This is a genomic window from Nostoc sp., from assembly GCF_036917755.1.
Taxonomy (GTDB): Bacteria; Cyanobacteriota; Cyanobacteriia; order Cyanobacteriales; family Nostocaceae; genus Nostoc.
In genome coordinates this window covers 1-23977 of the sequence record NZ_JBALFC010000049.1, presented here as the reverse complement: position 1 = coordinate 23977, position 23977 = coordinate 1, and the positions used below count along the sequence as shown (strand labels likewise).

The window sequence follows — 23977 nt, the reverse complement described above, 5'->3', positions numbered from 1 at the left end:
GATGATTTTTGCGTCATGTGTCATATTTTATAACCCAGTGTGTACCAATTTACATTCTGATTTTTTAGTTCTACCCCGATTTACCGAGCGGATACTCCAAAATCCTCCATTTTTTTGCTAATATTCATGATTTCCTGTTTCGCACTCTGACAAATAGCCAACTAATGCAAACGGACACTTGCAGCCCAATTCTGATTCCAAAGAAGTAATATTAAGTCCAAATTCACCGCAAACAGCATCAAAAATTTCCCCAGAAGTTAACTCTAAATTCGCGTCTAATTCCTTAACTCGTGATTCAATTTTGGCTTGTTCCATAATGTTTCTTGCATTAGATTGTTCGGATTTAATTACAATTTCTTCTGCGTATCTTCTAGCTAATGTTACCAAATACAGTTGTGAATAGCTTTTGGCAATTCCCCTGTAATACTCAATCCCATTCCAAATAAATCTTAAATAAGTGTAGGATCTTTCACCTTTTTCAGAATAAACAAGCACAAAACCGTGTGGAGTTGCAACTTGCCCTTTGGCATAATTTCGGCCGTCTTCGCTTTTTTTCAAGTCTAGTTTTAGTCATAATTATCTTTTCGTCACTTGATACTTAAAACTACTAAAATTAATGTATCAATAATCATGATTGATTTCCTGTCCAAGGATTTAAAGCACTCCGAGAAATATTTTGGCTTCAGCCAAGCTTATCAAACCAGTTCAAGTTAGGACTTTCCCCATTTTTTCGTCGGTAAGCCTCAGCACAAGCCTTTTCATAAACCTCATCCCAACCACGAAGAAAGTCCTTTTCATAAGATACTAAATCTTTGTATGGGATAGCGCTTTCAAGCGAGACAGCCTGCATTATCTCTTCAAAGCTTTGAAAATATCCAGGCTCAATTGCGATTGCTGACAAAAACCTCACGCAATTGTTTTTAAACTCTTGATGACATAGCTCTAATACATCTGATTTCATACTCCTACCCTTGAGAATTATTTGGACTGAGTTTCGTTTTATAGGTGACTTGATAAGTTCCGTAAAAATATCTTATCAAACAGATTGAAATACCAGTTATTGAATAATATTAATCTCTTCTAATCAGTTAGTTTATTAATTTTTATTCACCCGAATTCTTCAATATACCCGTCAACAATTCCGACATCTCCCACAGGTCTTTATTTCGGCGGAAAGCGATGGCATAACATTTCAATAACCGCTTTGGGACATGATTAACCCAAAGCGGTTGCTACCGTATATTCGCTTCTTCTATAAAAAGAGCCAGTGATTTACGAGATATGACTCACTCTCGACCTGTTTCATAGAGATGCTTTCGCCAAAGAGTCGAAACCATTACAGACCCTAACTTTATTGTGCATAATGCCCAACCCCATGACTGTACGGCAGACTCGACATCACAAGTAGAGGTTTCCTGAACGGCTTGTTATCAACTGGGGGTATAGAAATTTGATTTTGGGAATACTAAAAATAGTACAGGAATTATTAAAGTTGAAAATTTATAAAATGGTACGTTGACCTCGATACTGGATCTACCACAAGCAATCTCAACTCATGAAGGAACAAATACGAAATGATAGTTAAAGGGGTTCTAAATTTTGACCAAAATAGTACAGATAAACTATATGGCGTTCGCGTTTATCCTTATTATCTAGCATTCTTTGTCATAATTATTAAAATATTAAAATGACCAAGTACTAGTGCCAGAGAAATCTACTTCTGTGACCTGAAGCGTGATTTTATCGGCTACGGCATTGCTCACTCCCAGACTTAATAAGTGTCTGAGGTTGTATGAACGAGCAGGCTTTATCAAAGTACCAGGGAGCGAGATCGTCAATCGGATAGGTGGAGTATCGTTTAGTATAGCAGTCCTAAATCATATGTGAAAACTTCTCTTTCTTTTCTTGGCGTTCTTGGCGACTTGGCGGTTCGTTTATTTTCACAACTCATTTAGGATTGCTATATGGTGTACGAGTTGGAGTAAAGTCGTCAAATCATCGGTTTCGGCGGTAGCCTAAAGATGATCTGTTAGTGTTGATTGACTGGCAAAACCAGATGATTTACCAGACTTACCAACCGCGATCGCCTGTGGTTATTTCGACCAAGCACATTTTATTCACGATTTTCGGTCGCTGGCCGATTGCACGCCCACTGAATACCTGGCACAACGCGGCTTTCATCCCTGCCATGTTGTTCTGCTCGATGAAAACACAGGAGAAGTAGGATGAAAGTACCTTTTACAGGTGGTTGTTTATGTGGAACTATCCGCTACGAATGTTCGGCAGAGCCAATTGTTATGGGCAATTGCCATTGTCGCGATTGCCAGCGGGCAACGGGCAGCGCATTTGCGGCGGCGCTCCTTGTCTTGCGCGATGCCGTCACGATCGCTGGAGAGGTTAAATATTACGAGGTCATTGGCGATAGTGGAGCCACAGTCGCTCGGGGATTTTGTCCTAACTGTGGTTCTCGATTATTTAGTAAACCGCCGAATCTCGAACTGATAGGCATTCTTGCAGGCAGCCTTGACGATCCAGGCTGGTTTCAACCTGGAATGGATCTTTATACCGCTAGTGCCCAGCCGTGGGATTATATGAACCCAGATTTACCCAAGTTTACCAAAATGCCGTCAGCCAATAATTGAAGTCTAGTCGGCTAGATCGCTAATTTTTTAGAGGAGAATTTATATGTACAACAAAGGTTCATGTCAATATCAATGAACCGCAAGGTATGGCAACCATTTATGGGCGATCGTAAGCGGACGAGGCTTGTTTAGTAATGATTAATTTACGCCCTGCCACCCCTGCTGACTTGAAACTGCTGCAACACTGGGATCAACAACCTCATGTCATTGCCGCAGATCCCAACGATGATTGGTATTGGGAGGTAGAACTGAGTCGCAATCCTGACTGGAGAGAGCAACTAATTGCCCAGATCGAGGGTCGTCCCATTGGATTTGTCCAAATTATCGATCCAGCGCGTGAGGAAAGCCGTTATTGGCGCGATGTTACACCGGATCTTCGTGCCATTGATATCTGGATTGGGGAAGAAACAGATTTGGGCAAAGGCTACGGCACAAGAATGATGCAGCTTGCCTTAGCTCGATGTTTTGCCGACCCGCGTGTGACGACTGTCCTCATCGATCCACTTGCCAGCAATACTCGCGCTCACCGCTTCTATGAACGTCTTGGCTGACAATTTGTTGAACCACGAAGGTTTGGCGACGATGACTGTTTTGTTTATTGCCTGAACCGAGCAGATTGGCATCCTGAAAACACGATCGCATCGCGGTAGCGGCAGCTAGTGAGCGATGGCGCAGAGCGCCCAGCATAGCTGATCGCCGCATAACAACACCCATGCACACCGACCGTCGAGAGTCGATCGGTTGTGATGCAGTCAAAATTACCAAAGTATGAATTGCCAAAGGAGGGAAACTGATGAGTTCATTTGTGCTTTGTTTTCAAGATATTGATAAAACAAAAATCACGGTTGTTGGGGGTAAAGGCGCAAACCTGGGGGAACTTTCCAAGATTGAAGGAATCCGCGTACCGGATGGCTTCTGTGTTTCTACTGAAGCCTTTAAAAGAATCATTGGGGAAACGTCGTCGATTAACGAATTACTTGATCGGTTATCGCATCTATTGGTGGAAGACCGGGATAAAATCGGTGAACTTAGCGGTGAGATTCGCAGGATCATCGAAGGGATAGCCATTCCTCAAGACATTAATGAAGAGATCACCAGCTTCCTCTCCAGGTTTGATGAAAAAAATGCCTATGCAGTAAGATCCAGCGCAACCGCAGAGGATTTACCAACGGCCTCTTTTGCAGGCCAGCAGGATACGTATTTGAACATTATCCCAAAGGAAGCAATCTATCAGCATATCAGCAAGTGCTGGGCATCGCTATTTACCGAGAGGGCAGTAATTTACCGTCTTCAAAACGGCTTCGACCACCGTAAAGTCCACCTGTCTGTGGTTGTTCAGAAGATGGTCTTTCCGCAGGTGGCAGGAATTTTGTTTACTGCCGATCCCGTCACTTCTAATAGGAAGGTGTTATGCATTGATGCCAGCTTCGGACTTGGTGAGGCTATGGTCAGAGGCATTGTGAATGCTGATATCTATAAAGTGTGTAACGGCAAGGTTATCGATAAGAAGATATCCACCAAGAAACTGGCTATTTACGCCTTAAAAGATGGCGGTACGAAAGAACAGGAGATTGAACCTGAGAGACAGAACAGGCAAGCGCTGACGGATGAGCAGATTTTACAGCTTGAGCGCATAGGCAGAAAGATCGAAGAACATTTCGGCTGCCCCCAGGACATCGAATGGTGTTTGGTTGATGATACATTTTATATTGTCCAGAGTCGGCCAATCACTACTTTATACCCGATCCCTGAAGCGAACGATCGGGAAAATCACGTCTATGTATCTGTCGGTCATCAACAAATGATGACTGACCCCATCAAACCATTGGGATTGTCTTTATTCCAGTTAACAGCTGCTCGACCCATGCATAAAGCTGGTGGAAGGTTGTTTGTTGATATCACACCTGATCTGGCTTCACCTGTTAGAAGAGAAATTATAGTAGATGTGTTGGGAAAATCCGAGCCGCTCATAAAAGACGCACTGATGACCATCATAGAGCGAGGAGATTTCATTGAATCGTTACCAGATGATCAAAAAGAACAGAGTTCCGGTAAAAGCAATAAATCTCCATCGCCTGCGGATTTTCAAACACTAAACGAATACGATCCGACAATCGTTCCTGATCTGATTAAGAGTAGTCAAAGATCGATAGACGATTTAAAACATAACATCCAAACGAAATCAGGATCGGATCTAATTGATTTTATTCTGGAAGATATCCAGCAATTAAAGAAGAGTTTATTTGATCCACAAAGTTTTGGTGTGATTATGACTGCTATGAATGCTTCATCATGGATCAATGAAAAAATGAAGGAGTGGTTAGATGAAAAAAACGTAGCAGACACGCTTTCTCAATCTGTACCCAACAATATTACTTCACAAATGGGTCTGGAACTATTGGATGTCGCAGATGTGATTCGTCCTTATCCAGAAGTAATTGATTATTTACAACATGTAAAAGATGATAACTTTTTGGATGAACTGGTTAAGTTTAATGGTGGAAAGGAAACCCAAGACGCTATCTATGCTTATCTCAACAAATACGGAATGCGATGTGCCGGAGAAATCGATATTACTAAAACTCGTTGGAGTGAAAAACCAACTACACTTGTCCCCATGATTCTTAATAATCTCAAAAACTTTGAGCCTAATGCCAGCAATCGGAAATTTGAGCAAGGGCGACAGTCAGCTTTGAAAAAAGAACAAGAGTTATTAGATCGATTGAAGCAATTACCAGATGGTGAACAAAAGGCCAATGAAACAAAACGAATGATCGACCTGATCCGGAATTTCATCGGTTATCGTGAATATCCAAAATACGGCATGGTTAATCGCTACTTTGTTTATAAGCAGGCGTTACTGAAAGAAGCCGAACAACTCGTACAAGCGGGCGTTATTCATGAAAAAGAAGATATATACTATCTCACTTTTGAAGAACTTCACGAAGCCGTATGCACCAATAAACTGGATTACCAGATCATCAGCAAACGAAAAGACGATTACAAATTATATGAAAAACTAACTCCCCCACGTGTTATCACCTCTGACGGTGAAATCATTGCAGGTAAGTACAAACGAGAAAATCTCCCAGCCGAAGCTATTGTAGGTCTACCTGTTTCTTCCGGAGTTATAGAGGGACGAGCACGTGTCATCTTAAACATGGAAGATGCCGATCTAGAAGATGGAGATATATTAGTCACCTCCTTTACTGACCCTAGCTGGACACCATTGTTTGTATCTATAAAAGGTCTAGTCACCGAAGTTGGTGGACTGATGACCCATGGAGCAGTTATCGCACGTGAATATGGCTTACCAGCAGTTGTTGGAGTAGAAAATGCTACCAAACTGATAAAAGATGGGCAACGAATTCGTGTACATGGAACAGAAGGGTATGTAGAAATCCTATAATGGATGATGTTGCTGGCGAATTCAGGGAGTTTCCAATGAGGACTACCGACAGCTTCCGAAGCCGAGGAGCCGGAATGGGGCATCCGCTGTTAGATTTTAATAATAGTATTTATAAATATTAATCAGCAGTCAATGAGACTGCTGATTAATTTACCAAATTCCTAACTTTTGATAAGTGTTTGTAACCCAGTTATAAATTATGACTCTGCGGTTTAATTTTGTTGCATCGGCAATACAATTAGCTGTTCCTCCAGGTTGTTCATCCCAGATAGCAATCATCATATCGTGGACATTTTTTATTTGATTAATTATCCATCGGTTACGAGCATTTAAACATTTGATTCCTCCAGCTTCTTGATAAGGTAAGTTAGAGACAAATTTGATAGCGTCGCATTGGGTTTATATAAACTGATAATAGAATGAATTACTATCAGGTTATGTTTTTATTATGTTGACTGTTTAATTTGGCTTAAGGCTATTAACATTTCTTCTCGGTTGAGATGTCGTTTCTTACCTGTTTTGGATTCTTGGATAGCGTAACTCCATTTTATTCCAGCTTGTGAGCATTTCTTTCTTAACTGTTCAACAGTCATCTGTTTGGTTGTAAATACTTGATGTTTGTTTTTGGTAGATATCCAAATTTTGGATTTTTCAGTTAAGGTTTCGGTTTTAATTACAGTGGGTTTTATAGATGTAGTGCGGTTACAGTGTTTTTCAAAAGCGATAGATATCTCTATTAAGAACTGGAAAATAAAGAAAGTGGAAAATCCGTAAATAATCACGTAGAGAAGCCCTGTCAGCATATACTGTGCTAATTCCATTGTTGTAACTCCTGTTGATATAACTAGTAACTGGCTATTTATGAAGCGATATGCCAGCTTTCTATTTATATTAAGCGTGAGCTTGTCTGATATTAAAAATGCTTTTTTACAAAATTACTCTGTCAGCTTTGATATTATCCCAAAACCAGAGATATTGAATATTATTGAATGACGTAAAATTATTTAATTGGTGCTTATTTATCGGAAATATTAATAAATTTTATATTAATTTAATGCTCAAAAATAAGTTATCTTTTAATACTTACTGTCTCCAAATTATGCTGAAACAGTAATGAAATAACTCTTGGGCTTGGTTTAGTAGTTATATGAAAATGTTATTTTATATATATTTAACAATTGTTTTGATATTATCTACTAACTGTACTACCATACCCCAAATAGCTTTCCAGCCAAGTACTATCCCCCAAAAGCCGCTAACAAATAGACCAAATACTGACTTGAGGAAGATAACTCCCCTGTAATTTATCTCGATATTTGATTCAGCTTTGGCATAGATAAAACCATCCCCAATTTTATTTTCCAACTTCCTCATTTTTCGTTCTTCTTCTCTATCCCTTCTTTCTTCTTGTACCTTCCAGCCCCAAGGGGCAAATCCCAAAATAATCGAAATTGGAAGATAGAATGGCCAGCTATACATGTAGCCAAGGGAAGCATAGATGATAAAAAAGGTTAGCCCCAAACCAGTGCGCCAAACTAAACACCAGAGGATAAACAAACTGTTGATAATAGCGTTACGGATAACTATACTTCGGTTTTTGTTATATGACATTTTAAGGCTGCTCCCGATGCCTAATATTTAAGTTTTTATTTAGGGTGATTGCATCCCTTCAGATTAAACTTAAACGTAGTAGTAGTTTGAATTATCATATTGATAGTTGAAAAATAGAAACTACCTAATCAATTGCAATTACCTGTTTAGCCACACTAAATAAGGTTAAATATACCAACCTATTGTAACGATGTTTGTACCTAGCCCGACATAGTTACTGTTGCTGTCATTGATATCTACAATTTCATCGATTATATCTTCACTGAGTTTAAAATCAGGCAAAGGTTTGATGATTTTTTGAAGAAGTTTAAAATAGTGCTATAGGTTAAAAAAAAATAAAAATGATTAAGATTTGACCCTTAACCATTTGATGATATTTTTGTAAACTGATGGGATATACCTATGTTTGATTCACATGGTTGGGGCGTATGCCATTAGTTGTGGTTTTTCTTGTTGCGAGACTTACTACCTGATTGCACCTTAAACCGCACCTGCTTCCCGATAGTTACCTCGGCAACATTGCTAATATCTTTACCAGATTTATAGGCTTCAATAATTGCCTTGTTATTAGCTTGGTACTTAATAACTCTAAATTCATCAGGAAAATCTTCATCATCTACTTCTACTAGTAAGTTAGCGACTTTTGGTGGGTTATCCCTGATTTCAATTACCCTTTCCTTACCGATGTTTTTGTCACTGATTAATCCAATCTCGTGTAGGTGGATGAGGGTGCGCTTGATTTGTTCAAGTTGAGTTTTGCGACGTGAAATTACCCGGTCGTGGAGTTCGGCTACTCGCGCTTTTCTTTCCTCCCAGGTTTCAAGGTCAAGATTTAACTGGTCAACTACCCAGGCGATCGCATCGATTTTGGTTTCGATACCATCTTGAACACCCATAAGTTCTTGTAAGAGTTGTTCTACATTACCCTCTTCTCCTAACTCGCTTGCTTCTTCTATCTGTGACCAAAGTTTAGCAGCATCTAGGCTTAATTCTTTGAGAGTGAGTTGGTTGATTTCGCGTTCAATTGCTTGAGTCATAATTTACTTTTGATATAAAAAACGAGTAGCAACTAACTGCTACTCGTTGTTGACTAAAAAGAGTTGATGCTTGAAAGGAGATTGAATTTAGTACCCGTATCGCAAGTGATAGTAGTCTGATTTTTCTTGTGCTAATTCTGCTTCGTAGTCGTAGTAATCTGCCTCGCTTATGAAGGTGCTTGTTTGTTTAATTTGCTGTGCAGATTTTACTAATTGTTTGTTAGCTTTTGGGTTAGAATTCGTAGTAGTTTTCATGTCTATACAACTTCAATTTTTCAACGAAGTTGTTGCGTCAGCAAATGTTGTGATGTTGACTTATAAAGAGAATATTTCTCTTTTACCTTATTAATATACTTAATGAGAGTTATCATACCAGATAGATTTAATTCTCATGGATGCGGCTAAGAGCAATGTAGAGTAACCTCTGCTCCTGCGATCGCCCCTTTGATGAATTTGCTTGAATTTGACGCGATATTATTGTGATTATATTTACGCAGAAAGTTTTCCGGAAAAATTCACCTGTGACATAACTTGTGTGCGTATTGAATTAGCAGCCTTCTCTGCAATTTCTTCTCTATCAGCATCAGTAAGAACTACTGCAAGTAGAGATTTGAGAGCTTCGCGGTTAGATATAAACTCCTCACCGTATAAATCATCTTGCAACAAAGTAGCTTCCAAGTGAGGTATTAACTCAGGCGTAGGAGATAGCAACCGCTCTTTAATGCTTGCCCTTGCAGTCTCTGTCGCAGAAGTTGTACCTATACCTAAATCCCATGTTTCAATTATTAGCCTGACTTCGCGGTTGAGAGATACACGCAGCGTTGATAGGCGACCAAATAAAGGAAGGTTGAGCATTAAAGGTGGTAATGCATTACCCCAATCCAAACCAGCGCCAATCGTGCAATTTGCTTCATCTTCGATGCAAACAGCCTCTTCGAGCCATCCTTCACCAAAAAGTAAATCTATAGCTTCTTGGGTTGTTATTGACTCGTTTGCCTCAGAATTATCCTTTTGCTGTTGATGATTCATAAATTTTTACCTAATCAGCCCTTATCTTCGTCTCAATACACCATACTCAAAGTAAACTAAATTATCATATTCTTCTTCCGAACCGCAGTTCAACATGTTTTGTTTTTCGTAAAATCCTTCAGACCTTGGTAAAGAATGCAACCCAATTCTACCTTCATACCCTAACTCAACACTTCTAATTCTTGCGAAATTTAATAGTGCTTGACCAACACCTTTGAATTGAGGTGGGCGTTGAATCTCGATTCGGTTAGTGGGGGCAGTGGCAATACCATCAACATAAACTAGCCTCTTACCAATATTCAACCGAGAACCGTGCATTTGCGTTTCTATTATCATTAATCCTTGAGTTTTGTTTTCGCACTCAACTGCGTAACCTTCAAGATTTTCTTGATTGTCAATATATCTTAATTTGAATATCCAATCCCAGTATTTATCTTCTTGACTAAATAACCTTAAGCTTTCGACCCAATAATTGACATAATCATCAACATGTCTTTGGACTAAATCTACCAAATAGGCTTCAACAGATGTATTATCAACACCCCTTTTTAACTCGATTTTTCGCTGCACATAAAGCTCCTAATTGTCAACTGATTATTAAAGCTTGTGACTGCTATTTGACTGGTAGATAAAAGAGTAAATGTCAATGCGTATATCAATAGCTTTATGCCAACCAGCTAGCACAGCATCATCTGAAATGTCTCCAAGAACTACCAAACCATCTTCTTTATCCATATAGTAAGGTAAAGGTTCAGCACTCAACCAACCATAAACAATGGCTTCTTGGTCTCGCTCAAAAATTGAAACTTCTAAACTTTGCTCGTATGTTGAATAGTAGTAAGGTAAATAGCAGGCTGGATACTCTCTTAAAGATTCACGATTAACTGTGTATGATTGCCAACGCAGTCGCTCCCCATTGATTTCTTTTGGATTAGCTTCTAGCCAATCATAAAGCTTTTTAGCTTGCCGCAATGCGTGGTCTTTGCCTTCAAAAACGATGTTGGGAAGAAAAATATCGCCGTCAAAATGCACCGCAACGTCAAATAAATCTTCATCTTCTGTTAGCTCAATGATTCCAGCCTTATATAGTTCGGTCATTTCCCTACATTGGTAGCTCTACCCCTACATGGTTAAAATTTTAGCTCGCCCCGCCTTAAGAGCGATCGCTCTAGTAATTAATAACGTAGCGTGGGCGCGGTGTACAGGCTCTTTCAAGCGATTTATGGACGGATGCCTGGAGCGGGGTAAAGCACATAACAGAAATTGTTGAACTTTTTTATTCCTCTACAGCAGATTGTGTCTAAATGTAACAATCTTTAAAAGCTGGGCGCAATTAATACTCAGTAAGTTCTAGCTTTGCGCCAAACCTTTTACAATCAATATGTCGATATCAAAAATGATATCAAATGCCTGACCAAAAGTCCCCACCAAGCGAGATGATTCGTGTACCCGTTCCACTAATTAAGGTGGTTCGGCGACTATCAAAACTACACAGGCAAGGGCATACAATTGCCTTGTTGCAAGCCTTAGAGGAATTAATAATAAAATTTGATATCAATAATGATATCGATGTAACGGCAGGCAGTAAATCAGTCAAACAGCTAGAAAAAAAGCTGGAGAAACTGGAATCCCATCTTGCCCGTCAAGGCTCCTCGGTGGAAACAAAACTTGAAGCTATCACCAAAAAGCTGGAGTTAATCGAACGGGCAATCGCCTCTGGGAGATTGAGCAACAACAAACCGCGAAGACAAGTGCACCCGTACCAACAAACACAAGTTGAACTACAACCCAGGACAAACGAAAGTCTTGCCCCAAGACTCGGTGTTAGCCCCCAAAGCCTGATTGCAGAAAGAGAAAAACTCAGTACCAAAGAATTTTTGAGTTGGTCACGTAACCGCGATCCAATGAGCGTGGGTTGGGAATGGAACGCTTCGGAGGAACTGTATCATCCGCTCAGGTGACGCAAGCGTTCACCTGAGTGGGGTAGTGGCGCGATGGGTTACGTGGCGATCGCCGCTAATTTCTAATCGGGGCATGTCTCACAAAGCCTCAGCGATATCGTTTGAGGTTAAGAGAGCTAGCTTCATCTTCACCCACGTGTAGATAGTTGTCTATGGTGATTTTCCCTGACGAGTGTCCCAGCGTTTTGGTGATGATGTGAATAGGCGTGTTTTTAGCAGCGTGGGTGGCGTGGCTGTGCCGCAACCAGTGTGGGGAGGGGATGCGACTTAAAAGTGCTACTTCGGCAATGGATTTGATGATGCGGCGGATGTGGCGATCGCAAATGGGTTCACCCGTTTTTTGGCTTGTGAAAAGCGGCTCGGTTTTGTCTTTAGCATGTTGTCGATTAGCCAAAAGGTATTGGTAAAGTTCTATTGGTATGGGAACATCGCGCTCCTTGTCTCCTTTGCCTACCACTTTGATGTAAGGTAGCCCAGACTGATTTGAATGCATGGTAGCCCAGGTTAAACCACTCTCACCTACCCGAATAGCACCGTAGTAAAAAAGCTCCAGAATTAGTTGGTTGCGTTGCGCTTGTATCTTTTTGTGAGGGGTGGGGGCTTGTTCTACAACTTGTGCAGCTGCATCGAATAGGATTTCAATCTCAGTTTCAGTCAGGGTGCGCTTAATTCACCGCCCGTGGTTCACTCCGGAAGCTGGTGCTGTTAGCTTCTTCCCAAACCACCGCAGGTGAACGGGAGCAACTGTTTATTGATGCGATGGCGTAACCGCCCGCCTTCTTGCGATGACTTCCGGTCGGTCGGAGACTATCGCACTAATAAAGTGCAGATAATTCTCGTGAAAGCGCAATTTACCTACCTTGGTACGCCGTAAAATCCATCGTGTCAAGTCTAATTTGCTATTTAAATCCGGAAATCCTTTTCTAGTAAAGGCTACAGGTTTTAGGGGTAGACGGTAATTGCCAACCCACAGAACCTGTATTTTGAAAATCCCTTGCGCTGCGATGGCACAAAGCGCCTACGGTGGGCGATCGCAGCACAATTAGACTTTGCCTAGAGACTGGCATTCCAGAAAATGCCTATAATCTCTTCCTAGATGACAATTAATTGTTAAGTGGACATTTTAGCTTGGTGTGAGTGTTAATTCTTCATGCTTGCTGGAGTTGACAATTTTCACCAAATGCTGATTTAGATAACTTTGGGCTGAAATGTACAGACTTTCCCAAATCTCTGAGTTGCGACAAATTTTAGTCCCCACTGTATTTCCTGCTGTTTTCTCCGATATCAAGTATTTACGATAATAGTTAACCCACAGGTGTTGGAGAAAGTTTTCCGCAAATTCCTCAAAAGGAATAATCCAGTTATAGTCTTGGTCTAGGAATACCCGATAAGATGCAATTATGGGTAGTGCCAGGTCGGTTGGTGCACCAAACCCAAAGGAGTACTTGCTGTCGGGAAGCAGGGTACTTTTGCGTGTATCGATTGATGCTAAATCGTTAACACCCTTTCTTCTGGGGTTGCTGATATGTTCTTGGATGATTTCGTACAGTCTTTGCTCAATCCACAGAGCTTTGGGAAGTAGAGGCAGTAAAAGAGTTAATCTTTCTCTCTCAGTGTCTGTGATTTGGCTTGGGGTGTTCGTACCTGTAGGGTGCTTGCTTCGTTTATTGCCGTCGGGATTGTATCTATTTCTGTCGAGGCAGTTTAGAAGCTTGAACAAGTGGTTAACATTACACTGAGCATTTCTAGGAGCGCCGCTTTGGTTTTGGTAATAGGCTATTCTAAATTTTCTATCTTCTGCTCTTTCTAACTGGGCTAAATACTGCTTGATAAATTTGTAATCTCCCCTGGCGTTGACTTTGGAGCGAGAATCCACTGGCGATGTGGTATTGAGGCGAGGGCTATATCTTTAGCTTCCTCTTCCTGGAGGCCAATGTGGATGGTAACTTTGACTCTGGCAAGGCTGAGGTCATATTTGTAATTTTTAGCTTGCTCAAAAGCTAAAACTGTGTGACCTCCGTTGATAATGCCATCGCTACCCCCCTCGCTAGCTTCTAAGACTTCTAACTCCAGTTCGGTTTTGTTTTTGCTAGGTTTAACTTTATTGGCTGACAGAACGATTCCACTGTGACGAGAGAAGAATTTTACAGGTTCGGTCGTCAGTGAGTCGAAGATTTGTCTGTAGGTTGCACTTTTGCGGTTTGGTTCCCGGATGTTGGGTTCTAGGGGTAGGTTTGTGGGAAACGTGTCCACATGGGCGGTGGCGATAATGCAATTGGGGTTTGCATGGAAATAGTTGTCTACTTTAATAATCCAGTTTTTCGGCATGGGTGGTTTCTGCATCTTAGCGATACATTCTCAATTATTCTTCTCGAGCGTCTCAGTCTCATCTCACAGTCATCCTGGGTGGTGGCTTCGCTGGACTGTTTACAGCTTTACACTTAAGCCAGCAAAATTATTCCCATCCGATTATTTTAATTGAACAGCGCGATCGCTTCAGTTTCAAGCCGTTATTGTACGAACTACTAAGCGGCGAAAACACTTGCGCCACTTGTGCTGAACGGATTATTCCCGGCTCATTGAACGGATGGCTTAACGTGTATAAAAACAACAAGAATAGTAGATGATAATCATGCCTTTAGTTAGCAAAAGCTAGTACCGCTATGCGTAATTCGTAATTCGTAATACTTCTCTACGAGACGCTACGCTCAGTACAAGTTCGTAATTCGGATACTGCAAGCCTTTCATTGATTTGGAATGGGTGTTTTATTTACGCCGTGCTGTAGTAGTATATTAATTTTAAATTAAACTATTTTTTCCAATTAATTATTAGATAATATTCAGTTTTATATCATACTCGTATCAGGATAATCTGTAATTCTAATAATTAAAATAAATCAGGCAGTATTTAGAAAATATTTCCTTCTCAAGTATCTGTCTGATTTGATGAGTTTCATTTAAAATTATCACAAAATAGTTGTCAAAGATATGCAAAACGCTAATCTACAAAAAGCGACATTTGGAGCAGGCTGTTTCTGGGGAGTTGAAGCAGCATTTCGTCAAGTAAAAGGAGTAACTTCTACAGCAGTTGGTTACAGTGGCGGACACTTTGATAATCCAACCTACGAAGATGTCTGTAGAGGAAAAACTGGACATACTGAGGTAGTGGAAGTGGAATACGATCCGGCAATAGTATCTTATGATGAACTGCTAAATCTGTTTTGGAATAAGCACAATCCCACAGCATCAAACCACGAGGAGCTAGATGTTGGTTCTCAATATCGGTCAGTTATATTTTTCCACACACCAAAGCAGGAATTATTAGCAAGAGCTTCCAAGGAGCAGCTTGAAAATAGTTCTCGCTATCACAAAAATCCAATTGTGACGGAGATTGTGCCTGCATCACAATTCTATAGAGCAGAAGAGTATCATCAGCAATATCTGGAGAAGCATGGACGAGCATCTTACAGGATAGGCTAATCTTTCACCGGATTGAAGGGATCTTAAAAGTCGAATGCTGTAAATCCCCTTACTTGCTATACATATCAGGGAACTTTGCTTGAAGTTTAGCCAGCTTCGGCAAGTCATTCATTACAACATAGCGATCGCTCGGATGATGCACTATATAATTCTGATGGTATGCCGCAGCCTGATAAAAACTTTTCAAAGGATCTAATTCCGTCACAATCGGCTTGTCGAAGATTTGCGATTTGTTGAGTTGAGCGATATATTCTTGTGCAGCTTGTTTCTGCTCATCGTTAGCAAAAAAGATCGCCGAACGATATTGCTTACCTGAGTCTGGGCCTTGTCGATTTAACTCTGTTGGGTTATGCGCTACCAAAAAGTAGACCTTCAGAAGCTGGTTATATGATATTTTTGATGGATCGTAAGTGATTTTTACGGATTCAGCATGATTAGTTAATCCAGCACTAACAAGTGTGTAGTCTGCGGTTCTTGCATCGCCTCCAGAAAAGCCAGAGTAGAAAATAGAAGGTTAGAACGATCGTGAAAACAATATTGTTGGCGCTTCCAACCGTACTCATGGTTAAGGATAAAAGGGGATTGGCGATAGATTGCAAGCTATTCGAGGATAATTTTGTAATCGGAGTATCAAGCAGGCTCACGCTCACGGGTAAATGTCGCTGTTCTGCCCAAGCTTGCAAATTCTCAAGCCGTTGGTTGCTGGCTTCAATCCAATCTGGAATTGTTACCACGATCTGGCTGAGTTCCTCAATCAAACGAGGTACTAATGTAATCCCCAACCCCATCAGGATCAATAAGGTGACGAGAAAGACGACAACCACTGCAACACTGTGTCTGTTACCATGCTGCTGAAGAAATTGAACGGGATAGTTCAGGATGAATGCTAGAAGTGCTGCCAGAATCACGATCGCCACCAGAGGTTGAAAGTACTGGAGCGTTTTGATCACTAGCCAAGCATTTAGAATGAGGATTGGAAATATCATAACCATCAACCATCTTGGGCTGATGTGTTTTTGTAGGATGTTAAACACAGGTTTGCAAATTAGTTTTGCTGCGATCATTTTGATATAGAGTGAAGGCTCATCTCTTGAATACCGCAGCAACTCAAGAGATGTTTTGCTCGTCGAATTTCAGCGAATTTTATTTGTACGCTGATCCCTCATGTGTTAGATGCAACAGTTATTTGTTACATCTAAAGAAGTTTTGTTACATCTAAAAAAGAAGGATATTGTTACTTAGCATCCACTAAGTAGCTGGATGAGTTGCTGAAACAATTCCACACTGCTTGAATATGGATGCTTCTACACCTTAGAAAGGGAACATAAGGGCTTTCTGAGGAAATCATGGTAATTTGCCAACGAAATTATTCATAAAACTTTACATATTTTGAAGCTTTAGAGGGATGAGGAATTGATAGCAACCTGATAAAACGAAAGATACCTCAGTTACCTCTGAAATCTCTAACCTGGCGTATTCCTTCATATTAGGGATTTGCAAGACACAATCTGCAAGGTTCTATGTATGAGACTTCTGATTATTGAAGATGATCAAGATACGGTAGCCGCCCTAGTCGACTTTTTGTCAGCCCAACTGTTTACGCTCGATGCAGCTCATAATGCCAAATCAGCAGTGGCATTAGTTGAGACGAGCCAGTATGACCTGATTGTGCTGGATGTAATGCTGCCAGGATTGGATGGCATTAGCCTCTGTCGGCAACTGAGAACGCAGAATCAGCGTGTCCCCATTTTGCTACTGACCGCGAAGGATGATCCGGCAGACCGTGTGGCAGGCTTTGAGGCAGGAGCCGATGATTATGTCACCAAACCCTACGAGCGATCGGAACTACTTGCCCGAATTCGCGCGTTGTTACGACGAGGCAACACTGAGTTAACGGAGGTACTCTGCTGGGGCGAGTTGCAGCTTGACCCAAATCATTGTCAGGTAACTTACCAGAGTAAACCTCTACACCTCACGCCTAAGGAATACAAACTGTTGGAGTTATTCTTACGGCACCCACGTCGAATTTTTGATCGACAAACGCTGCTTGATCGCATTTGGTCGATTGATGAATGCCCGGGCGAAGAGGCAGTCACCACCCAGATTCGTGGATTGCGGCGAAAGCTCCAAATGGCAGGGCTAACGTCTAATCCGATCGAAACCCTATATGGTTTGGGATATCGATTGAGAGCATTGCCTGAGGAGCGGCAGGACGATGAAGAGATGAGAAAAGAATGGAATGGCACTCTTCATTCCCAGTCTGACCATTCCCAGTCTGATAGTACTAGCAGTATGGATGCTGACTATACCGCAGCAGTAGCAACGATTCAGCAGATGTGGCAAGGGTTTCAGGAGCGATTGCAGGAACAACTCGCAACGCTGGAGCAGGCGATCGCCCACCTTACAACAAACTCTCTCGACCCCAAGCAGCGGCAGCACGCCCAAACCATTGCTCATCGGCTCATCGGCTCTTTGGGAGCATATGGCATTCCACACGCAGCAGAGCTTGCCCGTCAGATCGAACGTGTTCTAAACTCCTCAACGGCTGTGTTGCAATCCGAGTCAGCGGTTCAACTCGAAACGCTGCTTCAGCAACTCCGGTGCATTACCCAGCGATCGCCTATGTTTGCTGTGCCAAGTAGCGAAGGCGCGGGGACACGGGGACACGGAGACACAGAGATAGAAGAGGACACGGAGACACGGGGATACGGGGATACGGGGATACGGGGAATCAAGAAGTACTCGCGGCGTCGCCGCGTCCTCCCCTCACCGCGTCCTCTATAGTCTTGATGATCGACGACGACCCAAACATGCTTGAGTCAATGCAGGCAGAGGCTCCTAACTGGGCTGTTCATCTGGAAACGGCTAGCGACCCGATCAGTGCCCGTGAGCGGCTACAATCCCGTATGCCGAATGCGATCGTGCTGGATTTTACCTTTTCTAACACCACGGAAAGCGGGTTAACCCTACTGGCACAGCTTAAGCGTCAGTTCCCAACGATTCCGGTAGTGGTGCTGAGCGGGCAGGGTGATTTGAGCAAGCGCGTGGAAGTAGCTCGCCTGGGAGCGAATGCCTTTTTGCAAAAACCCGCGATGCCCTCTGAACTGTTCCAGGTCGTCACTCAGCTTCTCAACCCGATCGAGGCGATCGCTGCCAAACTGCTGATTGTGGATGACGATTCAGTCTTATTAACACGGCTGCAAGCCAACCTGGAACCGAGAGGGTTTCAAGTAACGGCTTTAGCGGACCCAACTCTGTTCTGGCAATTCCTGGAAGTGACCTGCCCGGATCTACTGCTGCTGGATGTCTCGATGCCAGGATTCAATGGTATTGAACTATGCCAGGTGGTCAAGAGCGATCCGCACTGGAGCCAGTTACCTGTGTTGTTCCTTTCCGCGCATGCCGATGCTAATACCCTACATCAGGCATTAGCCGTAGGAGCAGATGATTATGTCTTGAAACCAATTGTAGAAGCCAATTTGATTCAGCGAATTTTGAAACGACTGGGACAACTATCTGATTCATTCACCGTTGGAAAGAGCAGACCCTGAGGAGAAAACAAGTGAACTGAGAACGGCTGTATTCAGAATAGGAGCCATGCCATGACTAATGAACAGGCTGTGTTAGACCAACTGTTTGCAGGCGGCGGTGAAATGGGTGCGCTGATGCGAGCACGCTTCGCGTGTACCGAAGGTAACGCCGACTGGTCGCAAACCTCGTTAGGCTTACCAGAGCATTGGTCACAAAGCTTAAAGACCGCTCTTCGCATTGTGCTGACATCGCGCCAACCTATGTTTATCTGGTGGGGCGAAGACTTGATTAACCTCTATAATGACGCCTACAGTTCTTTCCTCCAAAACAAACATCCGGCAGCCCTGGGGCTTCCCGCTTCCCGCGTCTGGCATGAGGTTTGGGATCAACTTGAACCTCGGATAGAATCGGCGCTCCGCAAAAATGAGGGAACGTTTGACGAAGCGCTGTTGTTCATCATGTTGCGGAAAGGTTATCCAGAGGAAGCCTATGTGACGTTCTCCTACAGCCCCATCCCCGATGATCATGGCGGCACAGGCGGTATTTTTTGCGCCTGTACGGACGATACCCAGCGCATTGTCGGTGAGCGTCAGTTAGCGCTGTTGCAGGAACTGGCAACCAGAACGACAGATGCCCGTACTTTCGATGAAGTCTGCACTCTCAGTGCAAGCTGCCTGGAAACCAATCCTTACGATCTTCCCTTTGCGATGATTTATCTCATCGAGCCGGAGCAACAACAGATTGTTCTGGCAGGGACATCTAGTATTGATCGAGACCACCCTGCCGTTCCTCAAGCCGTTGCGTTTGACGATGATTCGGTTTGGCAGCTTGCAGACGTTGTCAGAACCCCAAAAGCCTGCTTGATTACGGACTTGGAAGCATCGTTTGACAACTTCCCCACGGGTGCCTGGCAGCAAATGCCGCATCAAGCAGTTTCCATACCCATTGCTGCATCAGGTAAGACCGGAAAAGCTGGCATTTTGGTGGTTGGGTTAAATCCGTTCAGGCTGTTTGACGGCAACTATCGAGGATTCATCGATTTGGTTGCAGGGCAAATCTCAGCCAGTATTGCCAATGCGGAGGCTTACGAAGCAGAACGGAAACGGGCAGAAGCATTGGCGGAGCTAGACCGCGCTAAAACCGTTTTCTTCAGTAATGTCAGTCATGAATTTCGCACACCCCTGACACTCATGCTCGGTCCCTTGGAAGATGCACTGGCGAGTTTAGAGGAGCAGGGGAGTGGGGAAGTGGAGGAGCAGGAGAGTGGAAGGATAGATGAGACTCCATCGCCCTACCTACCCGCTTACTCACCGGCTCTAAAACACCAACTCCAGATTGCCCATCGTAACGCCCAACGCTTGCTGAAACTGGTCAATACACTGTTAGATTTCGCGCGGATTGAGGCAGGGCGGATTGGAGCAGTATACGAGCCAACAGACCTGGCGATGTTAACAACCGATCTGGCAGGGGTATTCCGCTCTGCGATCGAGCGTGCAGGTTTACGGTTACGGGTAGACTGCTCCCCGCTGCCTCAGCTTGTGTATGTCGATCGCGAAATGTGGGAAAAGATTGTCCTCAACTTGCTTTCTAACACCTTCAAGTTCACCTTTGAGGGCGAAATTGTCGTCAGTCTACGATGGGAAGAGAGGAGAATGCTTCAAACGTCGAGTTCCGAAGCTGACGATTCCATCTCAAAACTTCAAGCGGTAGATTCTGATCTCGAATCACTGACTTCGGAACCTGACACTTCGAGCTTAGAACTCGATGCTTCCACCTCAGAACTCGACGCTTCCACCTTAGAACTTGGAGTATCGCGATCGCAACTTGAATCGTCAGCCTCTACCCTTCACACTTCTACGTCTGTCCTTCCTCATGTCATTCTAGAAGTGCGAGATACGGGTACGGGCATTCCCGCCGAAGAACTGCCTCATATCTTTCAGCGATTCCATCGGGTAAAGGGGGCAGCAGGACGGAGCTATGAAGGGTCAGGAATTGGATTGTCCTTAGTGCAGGAGTTGGTGAAACTGCATGGTGGCAGCATTCGAGTCAGTAGCGTGGTGGGTCAGGGAACCTGTTTCACGATATCAATTCCCACTGGATACAGTCATTTGCCAGGCGATCGTCTACAACTACAACACGGCGAAGCCCAACTCATTGGTGCAGAGCGTTCATTTGCCTCAATAGAGACAAGAGCTACCCCTTATATCGCGGAAGTGTTGCGCTGGCTACCAAACGAAAGGAGTGAATGGGTAGATGAGTGGATGAGTGAAGCGGAACACCACCCATCTACCCGTCCACCCATCTACCCGTCCACCCACTCACCCGCTCTCCCTGCTCGCATCCTCCTCGCTGACGATAATGCCGATATGCGCAACTATATGAGGCGTTTATTGAATCAACAGTATGAGGTAGAAGTCGTGTCTGATGGAGTCGCCGCATTAGCCGCCATTCGGCAACAGATGCCCGATTTAGTCTTAACCGATGTGATGATGCCTCGCCTCGATGGTTTTGGATTGTTACAAGCGCTCCGGGCGAACCCAGACACTCATCAGATTCCAATCATTCTGCTGTCTGCCCGGGCTGGAGAAGAATCGCGGCTTGAAGGACTAGCAGCCGGAGCGGATGATTACCTGATCAAGCCCTTTTCGGCGCGGGAACTGTTGGCGCGAGTTGAGGCAACGCTCAAAATGGCTCGGATGCGTCAAGAAGCGGCGCAGAAAGAGCGGGAACTGCGGCTGATCAGTGAGGCGGCTCAACAGCAGTCTGAGGATGCCTACAACCGCATTAATCGGTTGCTGGAAAGCATGACGGATGCGTTTACTGCTCTCGATCGCGACTGGCGAGTTATTTACCAAAATTCAGAAGCGCAACGGATCAACTGCAAACCTGCCACAGAAGTGCTGGGAAAAACACACTGGGAGGAATGGCCCGCATCAGTCGGTACCAACATAGAGCATCAGTACCGACGGGCAATGGCGGAGCAGATTCCGGTTCACTTTGAGCATCACTATTACTTGCCGCCCAGCTATGATATCTGGCTGGAGATTCACGCCTACCCTTCTGAGGAGGGGCTTGGCATTTTCTATCGAGATATCACGGCTCGCAAGCAGTCCGAGGAAGCACTGCGTGTCACTCACCAACGCCTGACGTATCACGTCATGAACTCTCCACTCGCTGTGATGGAGTTTGATTCTGAAGCGCGTGTCGTGCAGTGGTCACCGCAGGCGGAAAACGTTTTTGGGTGGAAAAGCCAGGAGGTGCTTGGCAAACGCCTGATCGATATGGGATTTGTCCATGCTGAAGATGAAGCAGCCGCTCGCCGAGAGGTCATTGAACCCCTGGTAAATGGGGATAAACAGTCCAAAACGATGAATAGCCGCAACTATACCAAAGATGGCTCAATCGTTCACTGCGAGTGGTATAACTCTGTCTTGAGGAATGAGGCAGGTGAGTTGATATCTATCCTGTCACGTGCCTTAGATGTCACCGATCGAAAACAAGCAGAGGAGGCACTGCGCGAGAGCGAAGAGCGGTTCCGTGCGATCGTCAATCAGGCAACCGCAGGCATTGCTCAAGGCGATCTGACAGGACGGCTCATCCTGGTCAACCAGAAATATAGCGAGATTACAGGATATTCCAGGGAGGATCTGTTACACAAGCGGATGCAGGACATTACCCATCCTGACGATTTACCTCACAACATTGAGCTATACCAGCGCCTAGCCAGCGAAGGCATTGACTTTACCATTGAGAAGCGTTATATCCGCAAGAATGGTTCTGAAGTTTGGGTAAGCAACAGTGTGTCACCTGTTCGGGATGCATTCGGTCAAGTTCAATCTGCGGTTGCAGTGGTGGTGGATATCAGCGATCGCAAACGAGCAGAAATTGCCCTCCAGGAAAGCGAAGCCAAATTCCGGGCTGTTTTCGACCAAATGTACCAGTTTCTCGGCTTGCTCACCCCCGATGGAATGTTGCTAGAAATCAATCAAAATCCGCTAACCTTCGCGAACGTTGAGCGTGAGGCTGTCATTGGCAAACCGTTTTGGGAATTCCCCTCCTGGAATGCCACCGCCGAACTTCAGGAAATTGCCAAAACGTTAGTCGCCCAGGCTGCCGCCGGACAGCTTTTCCATCAAGAAGTTAACATTCTCGATGCCAGCAGCAATCTCCACACCTTCGATATATCCGCAAAACCCATCTACGCGATCGAGACCCATCAAATCCTCTGGGTGATCGTTGAGGGGCGTGACATTTCTGCCCTGGTGCGTTTGCAAGGCGCTCTACGTTCTGAACAGGAGCGATCGCTCCAGCTAATCACCAGCAGCGTAGACGGCATTGTTGCCTTTGATGCTGATGGCTGTTGCACCCTCTGGAATCCTGCAATGGAACAGATGACCGGACTGCGGCAGGAAGACGTCATGGGCAGACATGGAGTAGACGTGTTTGCTGTTCTCCTGGACGCTAAAACATTGCAAGGCTTTCATCCCGGCATAGAAAAAACCGTCACGACCTTCGACTTTCACTTTACCCACCCCAAAACCAGACAGCGCCAGTGGATCGAAGCCCGCTATTCGCCGCTCCACAACGGCAGTGAGACGCATAACGGCGGGCTGCTGATGGTGCGGGATGTCACTCAACAGCGTGAGTTAGAACGGATGAAGCGTGAATTCATTTCCATCATCAGCCACGAAATTCGCACACCGCTTTCCTCAATCCGGGGGGCGCTGGGACTCGTGGCAACCGGAGTTTTGGATGACGATCCCCAAACGGCGAAAGAGATGCTAGGCATTGCCAACAACAATATCGAGCGATTAGTGCGACTGGTTAATGATGTTCTGGCACTGAACCAACTGGAGTCAGGACAGGTGGAACTGAAAAAGCAATGGTGTGAGGCGGCGACGCTTGTGCAACAGGCATTCTCCAGTGTGCCAAACTTGGCAGAAGCGAACCAGGTTGATTTGCGATCGTCCACTGGAAACATTCAGGTTTGGGCAGACCTGGATTGGCTAGTGCAAGTGCTGGTGAATTTAATTAACAATGCCGTCAAATTTTCTCCTGCTGGAACCACCGTCTCTGTTAATGTAGAACCACAACCTCAGCAGGTTTTATTTCGAGTGACCGACCAGGGACGGGGCATTCCAGGTGAGAAGCTAGAAACCATCTTTGGGCAGTTTCAACAGGTTAATAAGCTGTTCCACATTTAACTTGCTATAACAGCATTACCTTTGTTTTTGACTTTGCGATGCCATTTAATAATTAATTCGCCTTGATTTAGCA

The 23977-nt window shown here is 44.0% G+C and carries 22 protein-coding genes and 1 pseudogene; 9 read left to right on the top strand and 14 right to left on the bottom strand.

Annotated elements, in window-relative coordinates; translation table 11 throughout:
- Window positions 1-117: 117 nt before the first annotated feature.
- The gene (locus V7L05_RS12090; protein ID WP_335164386.1) at window positions 118-558 is read right to left on the bottom strand and encodes a hypothetical protein; all 441 of its coding nucleotides are present in this window, start codon (window positions 556-558) and stop codon (window positions 118-120) included.
- Between the two features lie 124 nt (window positions 559-682).
- Entirely contained in the window at window positions 683-961 is a 279-nt protein-coding gene (locus tag V7L05_RS12085) for a hypothetical protein (protein ID WP_335164385.1), read from the bottom strand.
- Window positions 962-2225: 1264 nt separating this feature from the next.
- Here V7L05_RS12085 and V7L05_RS12080 point away from each other — a divergent pair.
- The 3 genes from V7L05_RS12080 to ppsA all read left to right on the top strand — a co-directional run bounded on the left by V7L05_RS12080 (window position 2226) and on the right by ppsA (window position 6051).
- Window positions 2226-2642: a GFA family protein gene (locus V7L05_RS12080; RefSeq protein ID WP_335164384.1), complete on the top strand. Its 417-nt coding sequence runs from the start codon at window positions 2226-2228 to the stop codon at window positions 2640-2642.
- A 134-nt stretch (window positions 2643-2776) separates the two neighbouring features.
- Window positions 2777-3193 carry a GNAT family N-acetyltransferase gene (locus V7L05_RS12075; RefSeq protein ID WP_335164383.1) on the top strand — a complete coding sequence of 139 codons (417 nt, stop codon included), beginning with the start codon at window positions 2777-2779 and terminating at the stop codon, window positions 3191-3193.
- 242 nt (window positions 3194-3435) lie between these two features.
- Window positions 3436-6051, top strand: coding sequence for a phosphoenolpyruvate synthase (gene ppsA, locus V7L05_RS12070; protein WP_335164382.1), 2616 nt, complete (start codon window positions 3436-3438; stop codon window positions 6049-6051).
- A gap of 446 nt (window positions 6052-6497) precedes the next feature.
- Here ppsA and V7L05_RS12065 read toward each other — a convergent pair whose 3' ends face one another.
- From V7L05_RS12065 to V7L05_RS12035, 7 genes are all read right to left on the bottom strand, one after another.
- Complete coding sequence (locus V7L05_RS12065) at window positions 6498-6872, bottom strand: hypothetical protein (protein WP_335164381.1); 375 nt, start codon at window positions 6870-6872, stop codon at window positions 6498-6500.
- 340 nt (window positions 6873-7212) lie between these two features.
- Window positions 7213-7662, bottom strand: a complete 450-nt coding sequence (locus V7L05_RS12060; RefSeq protein WP_335164380.1) for a hypothetical protein — start codon at window positions 7660-7662, stop codon at window positions 7213-7215.
- 434 nt (window positions 7663-8096) lie between these two features.
- Window positions 8097-8699, bottom strand: a complete 603-nt coding sequence (locus tag V7L05_RS12055) for a siphovirus Gp157 family protein (RefSeq protein ID WP_335164379.1) — start codon at window positions 8697-8699, stop codon at window positions 8097-8099.
- Between the two features lie 87 nt (window positions 8700-8786).
- On the bottom strand, window positions 8787-8954 hold the full coding sequence (locus tag V7L05_RS12050; protein ID WP_335164378.1) for a hypothetical protein: 168 nt from the start codon (window positions 8952-8954) through the stop codon (window positions 8787-8789).
- 234 nt (window positions 8955-9188) lie between these two features.
- Complete coding sequence (locus V7L05_RS12045; protein WP_335164377.1) at window positions 9189-9728, bottom strand: hypothetical protein; 540 nt, start codon at window positions 9726-9728, stop codon at window positions 9189-9191.
- A 21-nt stretch (window positions 9729-9749) separates the two neighbouring features.
- Window positions 9750-10298, bottom strand: a complete 549-nt coding sequence (locus V7L05_RS12040; protein WP_335164376.1) for a GNAT family N-acetyltransferase — start codon at window positions 10296-10298, stop codon at window positions 9750-9752.
- A gap of 27 nt (window positions 10299-10325) precedes the next feature.
- The gene (locus tag V7L05_RS12035; protein ID WP_335164375.1) at window positions 10326-10826 is read right to left on the bottom strand and encodes a hypothetical protein; all 501 of its coding nucleotides are present in this window, start codon (window positions 10824-10826) and stop codon (window positions 10326-10328) included.
- A 308-nt stretch (window positions 10827-11134) separates the two neighbouring features.
- Between V7L05_RS12035 and V7L05_RS12030 the strand changes: the two genes are divergently transcribed.
- Window positions 11135-11689, top strand: a complete 555-nt coding sequence (locus V7L05_RS12030) for a hypothetical protein (RefSeq protein ID WP_335164374.1) — start codon at window positions 11135-11137, stop codon at window positions 11687-11689.
- A gap of 88 nt (window positions 11690-11777) precedes the next feature.
- Here V7L05_RS12030 and V7L05_RS12025 read toward each other — a convergent pair whose 3' ends face one another.
- The 3 genes and pseudogenes from V7L05_RS12025 to V7L05_RS12015 all read right to left on the bottom strand — a co-directional run bounded on the left by V7L05_RS12025 (window position 11778) and on the right by V7L05_RS12015 (window position 14017).
- Window positions 11778-12347 (bottom strand): tyrosine-type recombinase/integrase, encoded by a 570-nt coding sequence (locus V7L05_RS12025; RefSeq protein WP_335164388.1) that lies wholly within the window; start codon window positions 12345-12347, stop codon window positions 11778-11780.
- Window positions 12348-12612: 265 nt separating this feature from the next.
- Complete coding sequence (locus tag V7L05_RS12020) at window positions 12613-12756, bottom strand: hypothetical protein (protein ID WP_190240995.1); 144 nt, start codon at window positions 12754-12756, stop codon at window positions 12613-12615.
- Window positions 12757-12812: 56 nt separating this feature from the next.
- Window positions 12813-14017 (bottom strand): annotated as a pseudogene (locus tag V7L05_RS12015) (AIPR family protein).
- Between the two features lie 26 nt (window positions 14018-14043).
- Here V7L05_RS12015 and V7L05_RS12010 point away from each other — a divergent pair.
- The gene (locus V7L05_RS12010; RefSeq protein WP_442937856.1) at window positions 14044-14316 is read left to right on the top strand and encodes an NAD(P)-binding protein; all 273 of its coding nucleotides are present in this window, start codon (window positions 14044-14046) and stop codon (window positions 14314-14316) included.
- A 361-nt stretch (window positions 14317-14677) separates the two neighbouring features.
- Window positions 14678-15169, top strand: a complete 492-nt coding sequence (gene msrA, locus V7L05_RS12005) for a peptide-methionine (S)-S-oxide reductase MsrA (RefSeq protein ID WP_335164373.1) — start codon at window positions 14678-14680, stop codon at window positions 15167-15169.
- Window positions 15170-15218: 49 nt separating this feature from the next.
- Here msrA (V7L05_RS12005) and msrA (V7L05_RS12000) read toward each other — a convergent pair whose 3' ends face one another.
- Window positions 15219-15677, bottom strand: a complete 459-nt coding sequence (msrA, locus tag V7L05_RS12000; protein WP_335164387.1) for a peptide-methionine (S)-S-oxide reductase MsrA — start codon at window positions 15675-15677, stop codon at window positions 15219-15221.
- Entirely contained in the window at window positions 15619-16155 is a 537-nt protein-coding gene (locus V7L05_RS11995; protein WP_335164372.1) for an AI-2E family transporter, read from the bottom strand. Before V7L05_RS11995 ends, msrA (V7L05_RS12000) begins: the two co-directional genes overlap by 59 nt.
- A gap of 538 nt (window positions 16156-16693) precedes the next feature.
- Here V7L05_RS11995 and V7L05_RS34675 point away from each other — a divergent pair.
- From V7L05_RS34675 to V7L05_RS11985, 3 genes are read left to right on the top strand one after another with little or no spacing between them, the layout of a single operon-like run.
- Complete coding sequence (locus V7L05_RS34675; protein ID WP_442937855.1) at window positions 16694-17953, top strand: response regulator; 1260 nt, start codon at window positions 16694-16696, stop codon at window positions 17951-17953.
- Between the two features lie 5 nt (window positions 17954-17958).
- Window positions 17959-18720: a response regulator gene (locus V7L05_RS34670; RefSeq protein ID WP_442937854.1), complete on the top strand. Its 762-nt coding sequence runs from the start codon at window positions 17959-17961 to the stop codon at window positions 18718-18720.
- Window positions 18721-18771: 51 nt separating this feature from the next.
- Window positions 18772-23904 carry a PAS domain S-box protein gene (locus tag V7L05_RS11985; RefSeq protein WP_335164371.1) on the top strand — a complete coding sequence of 1711 codons (5133 nt, stop codon included), beginning with the start codon at window positions 18772-18774 and terminating at the stop codon, window positions 23902-23904.
- Window positions 23905-23977 lie beyond the last annotated feature (73 nt).

Bases quoted from the DNA above. Each gene is read 5' to 3' on its own strand.
- V7L05_RS12035 (WP_335164375.1), bottom strand. From the start codon at position 10,826: ATGACCGAACTATATAAGGCTGGAATCATTGAGCTAACAGAAGATGAA.
- V7L05_RS12050 (WP_335164378.1), bottom strand. From the start codon at position 8,954: ATGAAAACTACTACGAATTCTAACCCAAAAGCTAACAAACAATTAGTA.
- V7L05_RS34675 (WP_442937855.1), top strand. From the start codon at position 16,694: ATGAGACTTCTGATTATTGAAGATGATCAAGATACGGTAGCCGCCCTA.
- V7L05_RS12045 (WP_335164377.1), bottom strand. From the start codon at position 9,728: ATGAATCATCAACAGCAAAAGGATAATTCTGAGGCAAACGAGTCAATA.
- V7L05_RS11995 (WP_335164372.1), bottom strand. From the start codon at position 16,155: ATGATATTTCCAATCCTCATTCTAAATGCTTGGCTAGTGATCAAAACG.
- ppsA (WP_335164382.1), top strand. From the start codon at position 3,436: ATGAGTTCATTTGTGCTTTGTTTTCAAGATATTGATAAAACAAAAATC.
- msrA (WP_335164373.1), top strand. From the start codon at position 14,678: ATGCAAAACGCTAATCTACAAAAAGCGACATTTGGAGCAGGCTGTTTC.
- V7L05_RS12030 (WP_335164374.1), top strand. From the start codon at position 11,135: ATGCCTGACCAAAAGTCCCCACCAAGCGAGATGATTCGTGTACCCGTT.
- V7L05_RS11985 (WP_335164371.1), top strand. From the start codon at position 18,772: ATGACTAATGAACAGGCTGTGTTAGACCAACTGTTTGCAGGCGGCGGT.
- V7L05_RS12065 (WP_335164381.1), bottom strand. From the start codon at position 6,872: ATGGAATTAGCACAGTATATGCTGACAGGGCTTCTCTACGTGATTATT.
- V7L05_RS12020 (WP_190240995.1), bottom strand. From the start codon at position 12,756: ATGCCAGTCTCTAGGCAAAGTCTAATTGTGCTGCGATCGCCCACCGTA.
- V7L05_RS12055 (WP_335164379.1), bottom strand. From the start codon at position 8,699: ATGACTCAAGCAATTGAACGCGAAATCAACCAACTCACTCTCAAAGAA.
- V7L05_RS12075 (WP_335164383.1), top strand. From the start codon at position 2,777: ATGATTAATTTACGCCCTGCCACCCCTGCTGACTTGAAACTGCTGCAA.
- V7L05_RS12080 (WP_335164384.1), top strand. From the start codon at position 2,226: ATGAAAGTACCTTTTACAGGTGGTTGTTTATGTGGAACTATCCGCTAC.
- V7L05_RS34670 (WP_442937854.1), top strand. From the start codon at position 17,959: ATGATCGACGACGACCCAAACATGCTTGAGTCAATGCAGGCAGAGGCT.
- V7L05_RS12085 (WP_335164385.1), bottom strand. From the start codon at position 961: ATGAAATCAGATGTATTAGAGCTATGTCATCAAGAGTTTAAAAACAAT.
- V7L05_RS12060 (WP_335164380.1), bottom strand. From the start codon at position 7,662: ATGTCATATAACAAAAACCGAAGTATAGTTATCCGTAACGCTATTATC.